At 67.6% G+C, this 17,335-nt stretch carries 17 protein-coding genes; 12 read left to right on the forward strand and 5 right to left on the reverse strand.

All coding sequences use genetic code 11. The features are described 5' to 3' along the window. Positions 1-71 precede the first annotated feature (71 nt). Positions 72-644 (reverse strand): Ax21 family protein, encoded by a 573-nt coding sequence (locus ABE473_RS02000; protein WP_176990938.1) that lies wholly within the window; start codon positions 642-644, stop codon positions 72-74. Positions 645-1,308: 664 nt separating this feature from the next. On the opposite strand from ABE473_RS02000, the gene ABE473_RS02005 reads away from it, so the two are divergent. Both ABE473_RS02005 and ABE473_RS02010 read left to right on the forward strand, forming a co-directional pair. Continuing rightward, positions 1,309-1,668 carry a DUF1428 domain-containing protein gene (locus ABE473_RS02005; RefSeq protein ID WP_176990937.1) on the forward strand — a complete coding sequence of 120 codons (360 nt, stop codon included), beginning with the start codon at positions 1,309-1,311 and terminating at the stop codon, positions 1,666-1,668. Between the two features lie 161 nt (positions 1,669-1,829). Further along, positions 1,830-4,271 carry a DPP IV N-terminal domain-containing protein gene (locus ABE473_RS02010; RefSeq protein ID WP_346488310.1) on the forward strand — a complete coding sequence of 814 codons (2,442 nt, stop codon included), beginning with the start codon at positions 1,830-1,832 and terminating at the stop codon, positions 4,269-4,271. Between the two features lie 12 nt (positions 4,272-4,283). Here ABE473_RS02010 and ABE473_RS02015 read toward each other — a convergent pair whose 3' ends face one another. Both ABE473_RS02015 and ABE473_RS02020 read right to left on the reverse strand, forming a co-directional pair. Then, complete coding sequence (locus ABE473_RS02015) at positions 4,284-4,964, reverse strand: hypothetical protein (protein ID WP_346488311.1); 681 nt, start codon at positions 4,962-4,964, stop codon at positions 4,284-4,286. Positions 4,965-5,205: 241 nt separating this feature from the next. Then, a complete protein-coding gene (locus tag ABE473_RS02020; protein ID WP_346488312.1) occupies positions 5,206-6,240 on the reverse strand; it encodes a histone in 1,035 nt (344 codons plus the stop codon). A gap of 555 nt (positions 6,241-6,795) precedes the next feature. Between ABE473_RS02020 and ABE473_RS02025 the strand changes: the two genes are divergently transcribed. From ABE473_RS02025 to ABE473_RS02070, 10 genes are all read left to right on the forward strand, one after another. Continuing rightward, complete coding sequence (locus tag ABE473_RS02025) at positions 6,796-8,223, forward strand: Do family serine endopeptidase (RefSeq protein ID WP_346488313.1); 1,428 nt, start codon at positions 6,796-6,798, stop codon at positions 8,221-8,223. Positions 8,224-8,334: 111 nt separating this feature from the next. Next, on the forward strand, positions 8,335-8,700 hold the full coding sequence (locus tag ABE473_RS02030) for a hypothetical protein (RefSeq protein WP_019185548.1): 366 nt from the start codon (positions 8,335-8,337) through the stop codon (positions 8,698-8,700). Between the two features lie 8 nt (positions 8,701-8,708). Next, positions 8,709-9,209, forward strand: coding sequence for a phage holin family protein (locus ABE473_RS02035; protein WP_346488314.1), 501 nt, complete (start codon positions 8,709-8,711; stop codon positions 9,207-9,209). Continuing rightward, positions 9,206-9,682 carry a protein sip-5 gene (locus tag ABE473_RS02040; RefSeq protein ID WP_346488315.1) on the forward strand — a complete coding sequence of 159 codons (477 nt, stop codon included), beginning with the start codon at positions 9,206-9,208 and terminating at the stop codon, positions 9,680-9,682. The genes ABE473_RS02035 and ABE473_RS02040 overlap by 4 nt, the downstream gene beginning before the upstream one ends. A 136-nt stretch (positions 9,683-9,818) precedes the next feature. Continuing rightward, entirely contained in the window at positions 9,819-10,910 is a 1,092-nt protein-coding gene (locus tag ABE473_RS02045) for an AI-2E family transporter (RefSeq protein WP_346488316.1), read from the forward strand. 85 nt (positions 10,911-10,995) lie between these two features. Next, positions 10,996-11,472 (forward strand): hypothetical protein, encoded by a 477-nt coding sequence (locus ABE473_RS02050; RefSeq protein ID WP_313208837.1) that lies wholly within the window; start codon positions 10,996-10,998, stop codon positions 11,470-11,472. Between the two features lie 63 nt (positions 11,473-11,535). Beyond that, positions 11,536-12,246: an HAD family hydrolase gene (locus ABE473_RS02055; protein WP_346488317.1), complete on the forward strand. Its 711-nt coding sequence runs from the start codon at positions 11,536-11,538 to the stop codon at positions 12,244-12,246. A 28-nt stretch (positions 12,247-12,274) separates the two neighbouring features. After that, the gene (locus ABE473_RS02060; protein ID WP_346488318.1) at positions 12,275-13,642 is read left to right on the forward strand and encodes a leucyl aminopeptidase family protein; all 1,368 of its coding nucleotides are present in this window, start codon (positions 12,275-12,277) and stop codon (positions 13,640-13,642) included. Between the two features lie 156 nt (positions 13,643-13,798). Continuing rightward, the gene (locus ABE473_RS02065) at positions 13,799-14,911 is read left to right on the forward strand and encodes a catalase family peroxidase (RefSeq protein WP_346488319.1); all 1,113 of its coding nucleotides are present in this window, start codon (positions 13,799-13,801) and stop codon (positions 14,909-14,911) included. Further along, positions 14,908-15,468: a cytochrome b/b6 domain-containing protein gene (locus ABE473_RS02070; RefSeq protein ID WP_346488320.1), complete on the forward strand. Its 561-nt coding sequence runs from the start codon at positions 14,908-14,910 to the stop codon at positions 15,466-15,468. The genes ABE473_RS02065 and ABE473_RS02070 overlap by 4 nt, the downstream gene beginning before the upstream one ends. A gap of 37 nt (positions 15,469-15,505) precedes the next feature. Here the strand turns inward: ABE473_RS02070 and ABE473_RS02075 are convergent, their stop codons facing one another. Both ABE473_RS02075 and ABE473_RS02080 read right to left on the reverse strand, forming a co-directional pair. Then, positions 15,506-16,108: a response regulator transcription factor gene (locus tag ABE473_RS02075; RefSeq protein ID WP_123731154.1), complete on the reverse strand. Its 603-nt coding sequence runs from the start codon at positions 16,106-16,108 to the stop codon at positions 15,506-15,508. Next, positions 16,105-17,331, reverse strand: coding sequence for a sensor histidine kinase (locus ABE473_RS02080; protein ID WP_346488321.1), 1,227 nt, complete (start codon positions 17,329-17,331; stop codon positions 16,105-16,107). Before ABE473_RS02080 ends, ABE473_RS02075 begins: the two co-directional genes overlap by 4 nt. Positions 17,332-17,335 lie beyond the last annotated feature (4 nt).

The raw sequence follows: 17,335 nt of genomic DNA on the forward strand, positions 1-17,335 counted from the left end.
AAAAAGGCCCGGCAATGCCGGGCCTTTCCTGCCACGCCGATCAGGCGCGTGGCGATGCGGTCACGCTGGGATTACCAGCTGAAGCGCGGGCCGACCGACCATTCCTTGTCACCGTGGCGATCCATCTTGATGTCGCCGTTGATGCCCCAGTTCTGGTTCAACTTCACCTGGCCACCCAGGCGGCCGTAGAACTGGCCATCCGGATTGACGCCGTGCTTCTTGCTGTAATCCTCGTAGCCGGCCATCGCATAGACTTCGGCGTGCTGGCCGAACGCGGTACGGATACCGGCTTCAGCGCTGTAGCCGTTGAAGTCCAGGCCTTCCTTCGGGTCGAACTTGTTGTAGGCAACGCGACCCACGAAGTCGGTGCTGTTGCCGATTTCCTGGTTGTAGCCCACGCCGACGCGCCACTGGTCGATCTTGAAGTCACCGATGTCGGTCTTCTGCTGGTTGTACTCACCGAAGGCGTGGAAGTTCGGGTGGAAGGCGTAGGAACCCTTCACGCCCCAACCATCGGCCTTGCCGCCATCTGCGTCGGTCTTGACGTAGTCGGCTTCAGCGTAGTTGTAGGACAGGCCTTCAGCCGCCGAAGCGGTGAACGGGAGGGCGGCAGCCAGGGCCAGAGCAATCAACGAAGTCTTCATGGGGGTACACCTTTATGTCTTGGACTACTTGCACCCGGCATGGAGGCCGGACTGCATCGGGAATGTAAATTCTCCGTTATTCGACACAACCCGCCCTGAAGTTGACCACCTGCACAAAAGTGAATTTTGGGGCGGCGTTCAGACGCGCTCTGGCATACGCGCGTGGCTTCTTCCAGGCGATGAAGGCGTGAATGCCCGTAGCGCGCGATCATCACACGGGCAACGGAAGCGGGGAAAAGGCCACGCACGGGAGCCGTACGGGAAAGGACTCTGGTCACGACGGTGCCCTTGCGGGGCGTCACGCGCTGGGGAAGCCGCTCTTGGGGAGTAATCGGCTAACGCGTCCATCCTCCTGAATGCACCGAGGTCCGTGCCGTGGGGCGTCGGACCGCAGGGCGCCGTGGGGCGTCCTGCCCGGCACCGCCATCATGGGCTGGATGCGTCAGCTGAACCATCAGGAAGTTCCTCACTCTGATTCGGATTTTTCTGACCCCCCGAACCCTCGGCCGGATGGGCGGGTCGGCCCCGCTGAATGGGATCACCCGGGTTCACCCAGGGTGTTCACCCGCCGCAAAGGGCCTCGCGCGCAGTGTCGATACTCCGCCCCCTGGTTCGTCGTATGCCTTGAAGGCGCCCATCCTGGCGCGCCATCTGGAGCGTTGTCATGGCGTATATCGATGGTTTCGTACTGGCCGTCCCGACCGCGAACAAAGACAAATTCCTCGAGCACGCCCGCATGGGCGATGCGATCTGCATCAAACACGGTGCGCTGCGCGTGGTGGAGTGTTGGGGCGATGATGTTCCGCACGGAAAGCAGACCGACTTCCATCGCGCGGTCGAAGCGAAGGAGGATGAGGCGGTACTGTTTTCCTGGATCGAATGGCCGGACAAGGCCACGCGCGATGCCGGCATGCAGAAGATGATGGAAGACCCGCAGATGAACCCGGAGAACAATCCGATGCCGTTCGACGGCAAGCGGATGATCTACGGCGGCTTCGTGCCGGTGGTGGAATTGAAGCAGTGATCCGGGCGCCGGTTTCGGCCCGGGCCAGGCGGATCGGTTGGCGCAACGCCGCTTGAGTCGGCGCTGGAGCACCGGCATGCTCGGTGCTCCAGGCTGGCAGGAAGCGCGCGCCATGATGACGATGCCGCCCGCGGGGCCGCCGTCATCAAGGAGCGATCGGCATGGCAGCAGTGCGTCCGGGGATGTTGGGTTGTCTGCTCGCGGTCGCGCTCGGGCTTGGCGTGATCGCCAGCCGGCCGGCCCGGGCTGAAGGGCCGGGGCTGGCGCAGTACCAGCGCGCCGAACGCGTGCTGGACCAGCAGTTGCGCGGCAAGGTCCGCAATGCCACGGTGGTACCGCGCTGGCTCGACGATGGCCGCTTCTGGTATCCGCGCCAGGATGAGCACGGCCGCACGAGCTACCTGCTGGTCGACCCTGCCGCGTCCACGCGCACCGCACTGTTCGACAGCGACACGATGCGCAGCACGCTGGCCGCCGCCGGCATCGTCGATCCGGACACGGTGATGCAGCAGGTGGAGGCGGTCGCCCGCAGCGGCGATGACGTGCGGATCACCCTGCGCGTGGATCCACAGCGGCGGGTCGCGTGCGTGCTGCCTGCGGGCTGCGAACTGCAGTCGGCAGCGGTCGCCGATCCCCGTGATCTGCCGGCACCGGATGGTCGGCACAGCGTGCGCGTCGAGCAGGACAACCTGTGGCTGCGCAGCGTTTCCGACGGCAGCCGACGGGCACTGACCGTGGAAGGTGAAGCGTCCCACGGCTACGGGGTGCTGCCCGATTTCGCCCTGCGCGGCATTCCGCGACGTGAAGGACGGCTGCAGATGCCGCCCTTCGCGGTCACGTGGTCGCCGGACAGCCAGCGCCTGTTCGGCGTGCGCTATGACGAGCGCCAGGTGCTGCCCTATCCCTATCTGGCGACGGCCCCGACCGATGGCTTCCGCCCGGTCGTGCACGAAGTGCGCCTGGGCCTGCTCGGCGACGCCGAGCAGGTGCGCGACACCTGGTTCGTCACCGAGGTGGACGGTAGCGGCACGCGCCACATCGCCGTTCCCGAGGGCTGGCACACGCTGACCGAGGCAGGGGTGCTGGGCTGGTCGGCCGATGCCGGCAAGGTCTACACGGCGATCATGCGTCATGACGCGCCGGCACGCCTGCGCCTGGTCGAGGTGGACGTGCGCACCGGCCGCGTGCGCACCGTGCATGAGGAGACCAGCGATACCCGCGTGCAGCTCAACACCTATCCCTACAACCGGCCAGCCGTGCACGTTATGCAGCGCGGCGACGGCATCGTCTGGTTCTCGCAGCGCGATGGCTGGGGCCATCTGTACCTGATCGACCGCCGCGATGGCCGCGTGGTCCGCCAGCTGACCCGCGGCAAATGGCTGGTCCGTGATGTGGTCGGCGTCGATGAGGCGCGTCGCCAGGTGCTGTTCACCGCCGGCGGGCGCGAGCCCGGCGATCCCTATCAGCGCCGCCTGTACCGCGTGTCGCTGGACGACGGCGCCCCGGTCCTGCTCACACCGGAAGCAGCCGACCATGCGGTCGATGGCGGCGCCGGCGTGCTGATGGGGGGCCGTGCGTCCACGCTGCTGTCACCCTCGGCGGCCTACGTGGTCGACAGCTACTCGCGGGTGGACCAGGCACCGATCAGCGTGCTGCGCTCGACCACCGATGGGCGCGTGGTGCTGGAACTGGAACACGCCGATGACCGCAGCGTACGTGCGGCCGGCTGGGTGCCGCCGCAGCGGGTGAGCGTGCTGGCCGCCGACGGCCGTACCGAACTGCAGGCGACGGTGTACCTGCCGCCCGGCTACAGCGGGACCGGACACCATCCAGTGATCGATGCCATGTACGGTGGACCGCATATCACCAACGCCCCGGTCGGTTTCGTCGATGCCACCGCCACGATGAATCCGGTCGCGCGTTCCAGCCTGGCCCAGCTCGGCTTCGTGGTGGTGAGCATCGATGCGCGCGGCACGCCCGGGCGTTCCAAGGCGTTCCACGATGCCAGCTTCCTGACCGCGGCCGATCTGCAGCTGGACGATCATGTCGCGGCCATCCGCCAGCTGGCCACCCGTTATCCGGGGATGGACCTGAGCCGCGTCGGCATCTATGGGCACTCCTTCGGCGGCTACAGCGCGGCGCGTGCCCTGCTGCGCCACCCGGCGTTCTACAAGGTCGGCGTGGCGTCGGCCGGCAGCCACAGCTTCCAGGGCATGTACGGCGGCGCGATCCATGGGATGGACCGGCTGGTCGGCGGCCAACCGATCTATGCCGACGGTAGTGCGGTGCGCCCGCAGCCCGATGCGGTGCCCGCACTGTTCCAGCCGCTGGCCAACGATGCGCTGGCCGACCGCCTGCAGGGCCGGCTGATGCTGGTCTACGGCGATCTGGACGAAAACGCCATGCCGGCGCTGACCCTGCAACTGGCGCGGGCGCTGACGCTCGCCAACAAGGATTACGACCTGCTGTACCTGCCCAACCAGGACCACGAGCTGTTCCGCAACGACGACTACTACATGCGCCGGATGTGGGATTACTTCGTCACGCACCTGATGGGCACGACGCCACCGCCGTACCGGATCGGCGTGGCCGCCTCGCCGTGAGCCGATCGGCGATCAGCGATGCGCGTCCGAAGTGTCGTCTGCGCCACCGCCCATGCCACCGCCGCCCATTCCTCCCATGCCGCTACCGCCCCCACCGCCTTTACCGCCGCCCTTGTCACCCGCATCGCCCTTGCCCTTCGCACCGGCCGAGGGCCGTGCCGGGCCTTGGCGCGGGATGACGACGGCGGCAGGGATGGGATCGAGATCCAGCGCTTGGCGGATGAAGTCACGCAGCGACACCACCAGTTCGGCGGTGGGAACGAGGCGGCCCTGGGCCATCTCGTTGGCGGCGTGCGCGGCCAGGCGCACCTGCTCATCGGTGCCCAGCAGGATGATGTCCGACAGGGCTGCTTCCACCGCATCACGGATGCGACGCGCACGCTCGCCGCCGATCTCCGCGTCCGCCGGCAGGTGCAATGCATCGCCGTCTTCGCCTGCGTCGGGCAGCGCGCGGAAGTCCCGGCGATGGCGTGGATCGACATCAAGCGTGCCGGTGAATGAACCCCCGAGCACTTTGTAAGCCGCGATCAGCGTGCGCAGCCGCTCGTTGATCTGCCGGTTCTCGCGCTCGCGGCGCTGCTGCATGGTCTGCATGACCAGCAGCCGGATGCCGACGCCGATCAGGGTGATGACCGCCAGGCCGACCAGGGTCGAGAGCATGGCCTGCCAGGAACTGAAGTCGAGACCGCGCATTGCATCTTCCCGTGGACGTCCGCGGAGCAGGTTAGCAAGAGATGCAGGGAGGAACCGTCAAGCACCTGGCCGCAGGGGCAGGATCTGACGAAGGGGCGGGACAGTCAGGACAGGAACCGGGAGTCTGATCGCAGCGTGGCGCGATGCACTCGACCGGGATGCCAAGAGGCAGTGGGCGGGCACAGGCCGACCCCGCCATGCCACTCCCGCCCTCAGGCGGGAGCAGCACGTTGCAACTTGCTTACTTGCGCGCGCGCTTGGCCGGCGCCTTGCGGGCAACCGGCTTGGCGGCAGCACGCTTGGCCGGGGCGGCCTTGCGGGCCGGAGCCTTCTTCGCCGGAGCCTTCTTCGCCGGAGCCTTCTTGGCCACAGCCTTCTTGGCGGTCGCGACCTTCTTGCCGACGGTCTTCTTGGCCGCGGTGGTCTTCTTGGTCACGGCCTTCTTGGCCGTGGCGACCTTCTTGCCGACCGACTTGCGGGCGACGGCGGTCTTCTTGCCGGCCACCTTCTTGGCGGTCGCGGTCTTCCGGGTCACGGCCTTCTTGGCGGTCGCCGACTTCCTGGCAACGGCCTTCTTGGCGGTGGCGACCTTCTTGCCGACGGTCTTCTTGGCGACGGCGGTCTTCTTGCCGACTACCTTCTTGGCCGCTGCGGTCTTCTTGGTCACGGCCTTCTTGGCGGTCGCCGACTTCTTGGCAACGGCGGTCCGGGCAGCGGCGACCTTCTTGCCGACGGTCTTCTTGGCGGCGGTGGTCTTCTTGGTCACGGCCTTCTTGGCGGTCGCGGTCTTCTTGGCGACGGCCTTCTTGGCGGTGGCGACCTTCTTGGTCACGGTCTTCTTGGCGGCGGCAGCCTTCTTGGTCACGGCCTTCTTGGCGGTCGTGGCCTTCTTGCCGGCAGCCTTGGTGGTCTTGGTCACGGCCTTTTCAGCGGCGGCCTTCTTCTTGGCGACCTGCTTCTTGATCGCGGTGACTTCGGCCTTGGCGTTCTTCTTGGCCGTTTCCAGCTTCTGCTTGGCGGTGGCCAGGGTCTTGCCGACCGACTTGGCCGCCTTGTCAGCCTTCTTGGCGACGGTCTTCTCGACCTTGGTCACGGCCTTCTTGACCTTGGCGACCTGGGTGGTGGCGGCCTTGCGAGCGCGCTTGGCGGTCTTCTTCACCGAAGCGACGGCATCTTCCGCAACGTGTGCGATGGTCTCGCCGACGTTGGTGGCGGTTTCTTTTGCATCTTCGACGGTCTGCGAGAGAACCGTGGTCACACCATTACCGTTGCTCATTGAGTGCCTCCTAAGGGGCCTGGTTAGTCAAATCGCTGGCGATGCTATACCGGCGCGGTCCATCGTGGAACGGTCTTGATGCGATGCACGTGCCAAGCCGACAGTAGCACCCCCATCGGCGGCAGCAAGCAACGCACCAGGCGCTTGCATGAAACCCCTTGAAAACAGCATCGCCGTTCCAGTGCGTGGTGCACGGCGTGTGTCTGGATGCGCATCTCCGCCGCATCCGATGATTCGACAATTGGTCGTCGCACCTGATCCATTCCCTGCCTCCACACCCGGCATTTGCGCTGGTTTCGATCACGCTGGTACGCGTTGCCGACGCACGACGAGGGTGCGATCGGGCGTCACCGGATGCATCGCGGCAGCCACTTCCGGTCCTCCCTGTCGGCTGCCTCGGCACCCCGACCATCGGCCTGCCGATGTCGTCGGGAACGCCGCGGCCGCGGCGGGTTTCATGCCGGGTTTAGCCGGTTGCGGACACACTCATTCAGGTTGAATTACCGTATACCTGTTTTCCCTGCCCCCGCCCCCTCCGACACGGAACCGCCGGACATGCGACCGCTCCCGACCCTGCTTACGCTCGCCCTCGCCGCTGCCTTCGGCGGATTCACCGCCACGGCCATCAACGCGCACCTGGACAACCGTGCCGAAGCGGCACCGGCCGCGTACACGATCCCGACCACGGCCGCGCTGCCCGCGGCGGTCGCCGGACAGGCGGTACCGTCACTGGCACCGATGCTGGAGCGGGTGATGCCGGCGGTGGTGAGCGTCAACACCAAGCAGGTGGTGCGCGTGCGCAACCCCTACTTCAACGACCCGTTCTTCCGCCGCCTGTTCCCGGAAGTGCCGCAGGAGCGCATCAACGAATCGCTGGGCTCGGGCGTGATCATCGATGCCGCCGAGGGCCTGGTGCTGACCAACCACCACGTCATCGACAATGCCGACGACGTGCAGGTGACGCTGGCCGATGGACGGACGGTCAAGGCTGAATTCATCGGCTCCGATGCCGATACCGACGTTGCCCTGATCCGTATTCCGACCGGCAACCTGACCGAGATCAAGCTCGGTAACAGCGCGCAGCTGCGCGTGGGCGACTTCGTGGTGGCGATCGGCAACCCGTTCGGTTTCAGCCAGACGGTCACCTCCGGCATCGTCTCGGCGGTGGGCCGCAGCGGCATCCGCGGGCTGGGCTACCAGAACTTCATCCAGACCGATGCCTCGATCAACCCGGGTAATTCCGGCGGCGCACTGGTCAACCTGCAGGGCCAGCTGGTCGGCATCAATACCGCCAGTTTCAATCCGCAGGGCAGCATGGCCGGCAACATCGGCCTGGGCCTGGCGATCCCCTCCAACCTGGCGCGCGACGTGGTCGATCAGCTGGTCAAGCACGGCGTGGTGGTGCGCGGCACGCTCGGCATCGAGACGCAGAACCTGACCCAGCAGATCGCACAGGGCCTGGGCCTGACCGAGACGCGGGGCGCACTGGTCACCCGCGTGCTGGCCGGTTCCAGTGCCGCCGCTGCCGGGCTGAAGCCGGGCGATGTGGTGGTGTCGGCGAACGGACAGCGCGTGGACAGCGCGCAGGCGCTGCACAACGTGGAAGGCCTGCAGCCGGTGGGCAGCACGCTGACCCTGGATGTGCGCCGCGAAGGCAAGCCGCTGCAGATCAAGGCCACGCTCAAGGAGCAGGCACGCGCGGTCAGTGGCGAGTCGCTCGATCCGCGACTGGGCGGCGCCACCTTCGTCGATCTGCCCGAGTCGCTGCGCCAGGCCGGTGTCAGCGGCGTACTTGTCAGCGAGGTCAAACGCGGCAGCCGCGCGGCCAACTCCGGGCTGCAGCAGGGCGATGTGATCACCGCGGCAACGGCAGGTGAGTTTGCCGATCTCGCCAGCTGGCGGGCCAACTTCCAGCAGCGTCCGGCCCAGCTGGTGCTGCGCATCATCCGGGGCAACGGTGGTGGCCAGCTGGTGATGCGCTGAACGCAGCGGCTGCCGTAACGTCGCTTACACCCGGCCGGTGCTATTACCTTGTGTTCGTTGCCGTCGGATCGTCCGCGGTCACCTTCCCCATCGCATAGCAGGAGATACACGATGAGCCCCACCAATACCGAGAACCTGAAGGAACACCTGGGCGAAGCCGGCTCGCACCTGAAGTCGGCCGCCACCGCCGCCGGCGGTGCGATCAAGGGCGCCACCGGTGCTGCCGGTGACGAGCTGCGCATCGGCAAGGCCAACGTCAAGGCCGAACTGTCCGATACCGCGCTGTCCGGCCTGGCGGCTGCCGAGTTCGGTGGCGCCGCTGCCAAGGAACAGGTCGATGCACTGATGGACAAGGGCAAGGACCTGGTCGACAGCGCTGCCGAACTGATCCGTGAGCGTCCGCTGGCATCCTTCGGCGTGGCCTTCGCGGCCGGCTGGATCATCGCCAAGCTGGCCCGCAGCGGCGGCGACAAGTAAGCAGCGGCGTGAGCGATCAAGCCCAGTCGAACGCTGCCGGTGGCGCGGATATCCCGCCACCGGACAGCGGTGAAAAAGCACCGCGCCTGGACGAGAGCATCCGTCAGGTCGGTGAGGCCGGCCGTGAGACCGTCGATTCGGCCAAACACACCCTGCGCTCCCTGCGACGGTTGGCTTCTGTCGACTTCGCACTGGCGCGCAGCGCGTTTGGCCGGGCACTGGCCTGGGCGGGCGTGGCGATCGTATTCGGTGCGTCGGCCTGGCTGTTGCTGGCCGGTACGCTGATCGCCCTGATGCAGCGTTGGGGCCTGTCCTGGTTCCATTCGCTGTTGATCACCTCGATCGTCAGCCTGCTGGTGACCGGCTACGCGATGTGGCGGGTGTCGTTCTTCTTCCGCCATACCGGCATGCATGCCACCCGCCGCCAGCTGTCGCGGCTGGGGCTGTATGACGAGCCCAGCGATGAAGATCCCGATGCCGACGTCGATACCACGGGGGTGAAGCGATGAACTTCGAAGCCTTGCGGCAGCGCGTCCAGCGCGCCGAGCTGGTGGTGGCGGTGCGGGTGGAGAAAACCCGCAGCAACTGGTCCACCCTCAGCACCGTCTGGCGTACCGGATGGACACCGCTGCGCATCATCACCGTGGGTCTGGCCGGCGGTTTCCTGGCCGGCAAGCTGGAGCCCACCGGCCTGGGCGCGAAGGTGCAGGGCGCGCGGTGGCTGCAGATGATCGGCTCGGTCTCCAATCTGGTGGCCAGTACCCAGGCCGCGTTCGCCTCGATGCAGGCCAGCGAAGCGGCCGATACCGCCGAGCAGGCGGCCGACAAGGTGGATGAGGCAACCGATGAGGCACCACGCCAGGCGGCTCCGACGCCTGCTGCCCCGGCAACGCCGCGGCTCAGCCCGGAACGCCGCGCGGATCCGGCCTCGCCGCATCAGCCGCAACCGGCCGAGGCCGCCACGGACCTGTCCGAACGCTGATCGCACCGCGCTCGGCCGCAACATCCGAAGGCCCTGCGGCACCCGCCGCGGGGCCTTTCTTCGTCTGCACGCACCCCACACGCCATGCCCACCCGGCTTGCCCAATAATGGCGCTCCTTTCCAGTGTGCGATCCGAATGAGCGTCCCGGTTCCCCCTTCTGCCGAAGCCGTCGTCGCACCGCCCGCGCCGCGCCCGCGCGCCCCGATGTCGCTGGTGATCCTGGCCACCCTGGCCGTCGCCTTCACCCTGTGGGCGGCACAGGACGTGGTGCTGCCGATCCTGCTGGCCATGTTCTTCGCGCTGGTCGGCAACCCGATCCTGCGGATGCTGCAGAGGATCTGGATTCCCCGGTTCCTCGGCGCGGTGCTGGTGCTCGGCGTCGGCCTGAGTGGTGCTGCCGCGCTCGGCGTGCAGCTGGTCGGCCCGGCGATGGAGTGGGCCCAGGAAGCGCCGCAGCAGCTGCGCAAGGTCGCCCGCCAGGTGCAGAACCTGACCAAGCCGGTGCAGCAGGCCAACCAGGCCGCCGAGAACTTCGCGCGTGTCGCCGGTGGCGAAGGCAGCCGCCGCGTGCAGATCGTGCGCACCCAGCTGGATGATCCCTACAAGGTGCTGACCCGCGCGCCCCGCCTGGCCGCCTCGGTGCTGGCGGTGGTGCTGTTGACCCTGTTCTTCATGATCTACGGGCAGAACCTGCAGAAGCATGCGATCGCGCTGTTCCCCAGCCGCCAGCAGCAACGCTTCACCACGGACATCCTGCGCTCGATCGAGCGCGAGGTTTCCCGGTACGTGCTGACCATCACCGTGATCAACACGCTGGTCGGCCTGGTGTTCTCCGGGATTCTGCTGCTGCTCGGCATTTCGCTGCAGGAGGCGCTGCTATGGGGCACCGTGGCGGCCCTGCTGAACTTCGCGCCCTACGTCGGTCCGCTGATCGGCGTGGCGCTGATGCTGCTGATGGGTTTCGTGGAGTTCAGCGATCCCTTCAAGGCATTGCTGCCCGCGGCCTGCTACCTCGCGCTGCACACCATCGAAGGCCAGGTGGTGACCCCGATCGTACTGGGCCGGCAGATGGCGATCTCGCCGCTGATCCTGATCCTGGCCCTGATGGTGTTTGGCTGGCTGTGGGGCATGGTCGGCCTGCTGCTGGCGGTGCCGCTGCTGGTCTGCATCAAGCTGGTGCTGGCGCGGCTGGATGGCACCCAGGGCTGGGCCAAGCTGCTGGAATAAGCAGTCAAGGCCAAGGATACGGCTGGCCGCGCGATCCCCGGTGCTGCCAGAATACCGGCACCTTTTCGGATGGATCCCGGCCCTGATGTCTTCCCTCGCTACCCGTTGCCTGGCCCTCGCCGGCCTTGTCACCCTCGCTGCCCCGACCTTGGCCGCACCCCCGCCCAGCGCCGAGGTGGCCAGCCGCCAGCTGGTCGAGGCGGTCACCTGCAAGCGTCACCTGACGCCTGCGCAGTTCGCCGCGCTGGCGAAGGTGCTCAAGCCGACCGAGCTGCAGGCGTACGGCGAGCTGTCCGATGGCGAGTATGCGCTGACCACACCGCTGCTCGTGCTGGGCCAGCCGGTGAACCGCCTGCACCTGTACGACGGTGCCAACGGCGAGGACAGCATCGACAGCTATACCGCCTACTTCAGCACAGCCGGTATCGAACAGATCGCAGCGCTGGCGAAGATTCCGCGCAACGAAGCCGGCGACTACACCTTGGAAGTAGGCCGCCACGACCTGAGCGTGCGGCAGGACGAGGGCCAAGCCTCCATCGCCTGCTCCTACGACCTGCGCTGAAGCACCTCACCTCGGCCCTGCGCGCGCCATGAAAGCCCGCGCGCGCAGGCGTAGAATGGCGGGGTGAATTTCCCCGTCCAAGCCATCACCCTCGACCTCGACGACACCTTGTGGCCGTTCGCCCCCATCGGCGCCCGCATCGACCAGGTGTTGTACGAGTGGATGCTCCAGCACAGCCCCGCGACCGCCGCGATGTACCCGGTGGCCGCGATGCGCGAACTGCGCGAGCGCTCCTTCCATGACAACCCGCACCTGCACTACGACCTGAGCGCGCTGCGCCGGTTGACGCTGAGCGAGGCGCTGGAGAAAAGCGGCGCCGATCCGGCCCTGCTGGAACCGGCCTACGAGGCGTTCTACGCCGCGCGCAACCAGGTCGAGTTCTATCCGGATGCGATGGACGCGCTGGCCCGGATCGCCGCACGCGTGCCGGTCGCCGCGCTCAGCAACGGCAATGCCGACCTGCAGCGGATCGGCGTGTCCCACCACTTCACCTTCCAGCTCGGCTCGCGCGAGCACGGCGCGGCCAAGCCTGCAGCGAGCATCTTCCACGCGGCCTGCGAGCGCCTTGCGGTGGCCCCGGCCCACGTGCTGCACGTCGGCGACCACGCCGAGATGGACGTGGTCGGTGCGATGCAGGCCGGCCTGCGCGGCTGCTGGATCAACCGCGAAGAACACCCCTGGACCCATCCTTCACTGCAGCCCGATCTGCAGTTCGACACCCTGACCGGGCTGGCCGACTGGCTGGATGCCAACGCATCCGTCCAGCACGCGTAAGCCGCCGCCCAAGGAGCACTCGAGTCCCATGTCCCAGATCAACGGTTTCACGTCCGATACCTCGCATGCGCTGCCGCTGCATGTGATGACCCGCGAGCAGTACGCCGGTTGGCGTGCGCAGCAGTCCGACGCACTCGGCGCGTGGCTGGACGCGCAGCGCTTCAACGGCAGCGGTGGCAGCGTGGTGCTGCTGCCGGGCGAGCACGGCCTGGCCGGCGCGATCGTCGGTGTCGGCGACCCGGGCGATGTCTACAGCTACGCGCATGCGCCGTTCGCGCTGCCGGAAGGCACTGTGTGGACACTGGCGGATGCACTGCCACCGGAGATCGAGACCCTGCTGCAGATCGGCTGGGGCCTGGGCAGCTACCGCTTCGCGCGCTACCGGAAGCCCAACCGCGCGCCGGCCCAGCTGGCCGCCACCCCTTCGGCCGAAGTGCGCGACGTGGTCGCGGCCAGCCTGCGCGTGCGCGACTGGGTCAACACCCCGACCGAGGACATGGGTCCGCAGCAGCTCGAAGATGCCGCGCGTGAACTGGCCACGGCCCACGGCGCGCAGATCGAGGTGATCACCGGCGATGCGCTGCTGGAGCAGAACTTCCCGTCCATCCATGCCGTGGGCCGCGCCTCGCATCGCGCGCCGCGGCTGATCGTGCTGCGCTGGGGCAACGCGGGCCAGCCGCACGTGGCGCTGGTCGGCAAGGGCGTGTGCTTCGACACCGGCGGGCTGGACATCAAGCCGGGCGATGGCATGCGCAACATGAAGAAGGACATGGGCGGTGCGGCGCACGCGCTGGGCCTGGCCGGGCTGATCATGGCCCAGCAGCTGCCGGTGCAGCTGACCCTGCTGATCCCGGCGGTGGAAAACGCGATCGGTCCGGATGCGTTCCGTCCGGGCGAAGTGATCGCCACCCGCAAGGGCCTGAGCATCGAGATCGACAACACCGACGCCGAAGGCCGGGTGATCCTCGCCGATGCGCTGACCTATGCCAGCGAGCAGCAGCCGGAGATCGTGCTCGATTTCGCCACCCTGACCGGCGCGGCCCGCATCGCGCTCGGCCCGGACCTGCCGGCGCTGTTCAGCAACGACGACACCCTGGCCCAGCAGTGGCTGCAGGCCGGTGAATCGGTGCGCGATCCGGTCTGGCGCATGCCGCTGTGGCGTCCGTACCTGCGCTACCTGCACAGCAACATCGCCGATCTGGCCAACGCCGGGTCGCGCATGGCCGGCTCGGTCACCGCCGCGCTGTACCTGGAGCGTTTCATCGCCGAAGGCCAGGCCTGGGCGCATCTGGATGTGTACGCCTGGAACGACGGCGAACGCCCGGGCCGTCCGGCCGGTGGCGAAGCGCTGGCGCTGCGTTCGGCGTGGGCGATGCTGAAGACGCGCTACGCCTGAGGCGCCGCGCCTCACCTGTGACCCCGACGATCCCCGCTCCGGCGGGGATCGTCGTTTCTGAAGAGTTGTCGAAAATGTGAATATCGGCCTGCGCCGGGTTCTGACACCATGCGCCTGTCGCCCACCCACACGCATCGTGAAGGCAGGAATCCGGACATGTCGCTCTTCGGCTATACCCGCGCTGGTCGCGAACCGGGCGGTCCACGCCCTCCATCACCGCTGCTGTGGATCGGACTGATCGCCCTGATCGCGGGTGGTCTGGTGCTGGCCTTCGCCTGGCTGGCCGGCTGGATCGGTCGCGACCGCGTCACCGCACAGACCTTCACCGATGCCATCGAAGCGACGGGGCCACCGCAGCCCGGCTTCCGCCGTGCGCATACCAAGGGTGTCTGCGTCAGCGGTGTGTTCCAGGGCACACCGGAAGGCGCGGCGCTGAGTTCGGCACGCGTGTTCCGCCAGCGCCAGGTACCGGTATTGGGCCGCCTCTCGATCGGTGGCGGCGATCCGCATGGTGCCGACAACAAGGCCCGCGTGCGCAGCATGGCGTTGCAGCTGGTCAGCGATGACGGCCAGGAATGGCGCATGGCGATGAACAGCTTCCCGTTCTTCGCAGTGCCCACCGCGGAAGCCTTCCTCGAGCAGACCCGTGCGGGCATCCCGGACCCGGCCACCGGCAAACCCGACCCGGCGAAGATGGCGGCCGTGCTGGAGAAATACCCCTCCGCGCGAGCCTTCCAGCAGTGGGCCAAGACCGCGCCATGGTCGAACAGCTGGGCCAACACCGCCTACAACGGCGTCAACAGTTTCCGCTTCACTGCCGCCGATGGCAGCCACCGCTTCGTGCGCTGGAGCATGCGCCCGCAGGCACCGTTCGAGGACATGACGCCGGAACAGCGCGCGCAGTCCGACGATGATTTCCTCAGCGAGGAGTTCGCGCAGCGGCTGGCGCAGGGCCCGGTGCGCTGGGACATGTGGGTGACCGTCGCCAACGATGGCGACCCGGTCAATGATCCTTCGCAGGTGTGGCCGGAGGACCGCCGCCAGGTGAAGGCCGGCACGCTGACCCTGAGCAGCATGCAGCCGCAGGCCACCGGCGCCTGCCGCGACCTCAACTACGATCCGCTGATCCTGCCCAGCGGCGTGGCCGGCACGGATGATCCGATCCTGGCCGCCCGCTCGGCGGTGTATTCACAATCGTTCAATCGTCGCGAGCGCGAAATCGCCCGCGGCAGCGCGCCCGCTGCCACGGGCAAGGAAGGTGCGCGATGAACCGTGATGCCGGCCATTTCAATCTTCTCGCCCGCGTCCTGCACTGGCTGATGGCGGCGATGATCCTGACCATGCTGTTCGTCGGCGTGACCATGGTCGCTTCGCTGCACTGGCGGCCGATGCTGATCGACCTGCACCGGCCACTGGGCATCGCGATCCTGCTGCTGGTGCTGGTGCGGCTGTACAACCGCCTGCGGCATCGTCCACCGCCGCTGCCGGCCGATCTGCCCGCCTGGCAGGCTGCGGCCGCGCATGCCTCGCACTGGGTGCTGTACGGGCTGATGCTGGCAATGCCGCTGGTCGGCTGGGGCATGTTGTCGGCCGGTGGCTATCCGATCGTGATGGGGGCCGGCGTGCATCTGCCGGCGATCTTGCCGCATGATCCGGCGCTGTATGCCGCGCTGCGCAACGCGCACAGCCTGCTGGCCTATGTGTTGTTCGCCACGGTGGTGATGCATCTGTCGGCCGCGCTGTTCCACCTGTGGGTGCGCCGCGATGGCGTATTCCAGGCGATGGCGAAGGGCCCGGAGAAAGAGCGCAACGACGATGCCGGATAAATCAGGCTGCCTGTCATCCTGGTAGCCACCGACCGCGTTACAACCAGCCTTTCTGCCGCGCCAGCCGATACGCTTCGATGCGGTTGGCGACGCCCAGCTTGCCGATGCATTCGGACAGATAGTTGCGCACCGTCCCGTGCGAGAGCCCGAGCTGGGTGGCGATCTCGCTGGCCGAGCGGCCGTCGCCGGACAGGCGCAGCACCTGACGCTCGCGGTCGTTGAGAGGGTCGGCCTGCGACCAGGCATCCAGCGCCAGCTGCGGGTCGATCGCGCGGCCGCCATGCTGCACCTGGCGCAGTGCATCGGCCAGGCGTTCGGCCGGGGCATCCTTGAGCAGATAGCCGCACACACCGGCATCCAACGCGCGGCGCAGGAAGCCGGAGCGCGCGAAGGTGGTGACGATCACCACCTTGATCGGGAGTCCCTGACGGGCGATCCGCTGCGCCAGTTCCAGCCCGGACAGGCCGGGCATTTCGATATCGGTGACCAGGATGTCCGGCTGCAGCTGCTGCAGCATCCGCCACGCGGCTTCGCCATCGGCAGCGCTGCCCAGCACCTCGATGTCCGGCTCCAGCCCGAGCAGCGCCGACAACGCGCCGCGCACCATCGCCTGATCTTCGGCGAGCACGATGCGGATCATGATGTGGCTCCGTCCGGGAGGGCATCGGTCGTGACCGGTGCCACGACCGGCGTGGTTGCCACCGGCAGCGTGACCCGCACCGTCACGCAGGTGCCCTCACCCTTCGCCGACTGCATCGCCAGGGTGCCGCGCAGTGCCGCAACGCGTTCGCGCATGCCGGTCAGCCCGTTGCCGTCGACGTGGACACCACCGCGCCCATCGTCGCGGATCTGCATCAACAGGCTGCGCCCGTCCTGCTCGAAGGTGATCCACGCCTGCCGGGCCTGTGCGTGGCGGGAGATATTGGTCACCGCCTCGCGCAGGACCAGTGACAACGCCCGTTCGGTATCGACCGGCATCGGCGGCGGCGGCGCGTAGTGCAGATGCACATGCTGGTACTCCAGCAGCAACCGGGCCGAGGCGAGTTCGGCCGCCAGATCGCTGGCGCGGATACCGGTGACTGCACTGCGCACTTCGGCCAGCGCCTGGCGCGCGATGGTTTCGGCCTCGTCCACCTCGCGGCGCGAGCCCGCCGGATCGCGATCGGCCAGCTTGCGCGAGAGCTCCAGCTTCAAGGTGATCAAGGACAGCGTATGCCCCAGCAGATCGTGCAGATCGCGACCGATGCGCTCGCGCTCGGCGGTCGCGGCGAGCCGCCGCACTTCGTCCTGGGAGAGCTGCAGCGCCGCATCCTGTTCATGGCTGGCGGTTTCGAAGTTGACCACCAGGCTGATGATCATCGCCATGCTCGGGATCCAGATCAGCGCCTGCCACGGATAGTGGGCCAACAAACCCACCACCACGAACAGCGCGTTCAATCCCACCAGCTGCAGCAGATAACGCCCATAGCCGCTGCGGCGCGAGACACGCAGGGTGACGCAGCCGAAAATGAAGTAGCTCACCGCCGAGGGGTACCACGCCAGCGGAACCAGCCCCAGTACCACCATCGACAGGGCGTAGCGCGGTGCGTGGCAACGCGGTGCGAGCAGCACACCGGCGTACAGCACGAGGAACACCGGGTAGGTCAGCAGGGTCAGCGCCGCCCAGCGCCAGGTGTATCCACCGCCGAACAACGGCGTCAGGAACACCCACAGCGTCCACAGCAGGTGGATCGCATCGACCCACGGCGATCTGCCGCGCCGCAGGTTCTCGGCCACAGCCGAATCCGGCGCGGGGCGCAACAGGGAGGCGAGCCGACTGGAGGACACGGACGATTCCAAAGCAGGGCGATCAGGCGCGATCATGCCA

The organism is Stenotrophomonas sp. TWI700 (assembly GCF_039673645.1).
Taxonomy (GTDB): Bacteria; Pseudomonadota; Gammaproteobacteria; order Xanthomonadales; family Xanthomonadaceae; genus Stenotrophomonas; species Stenotrophomonas maltophilia_AA.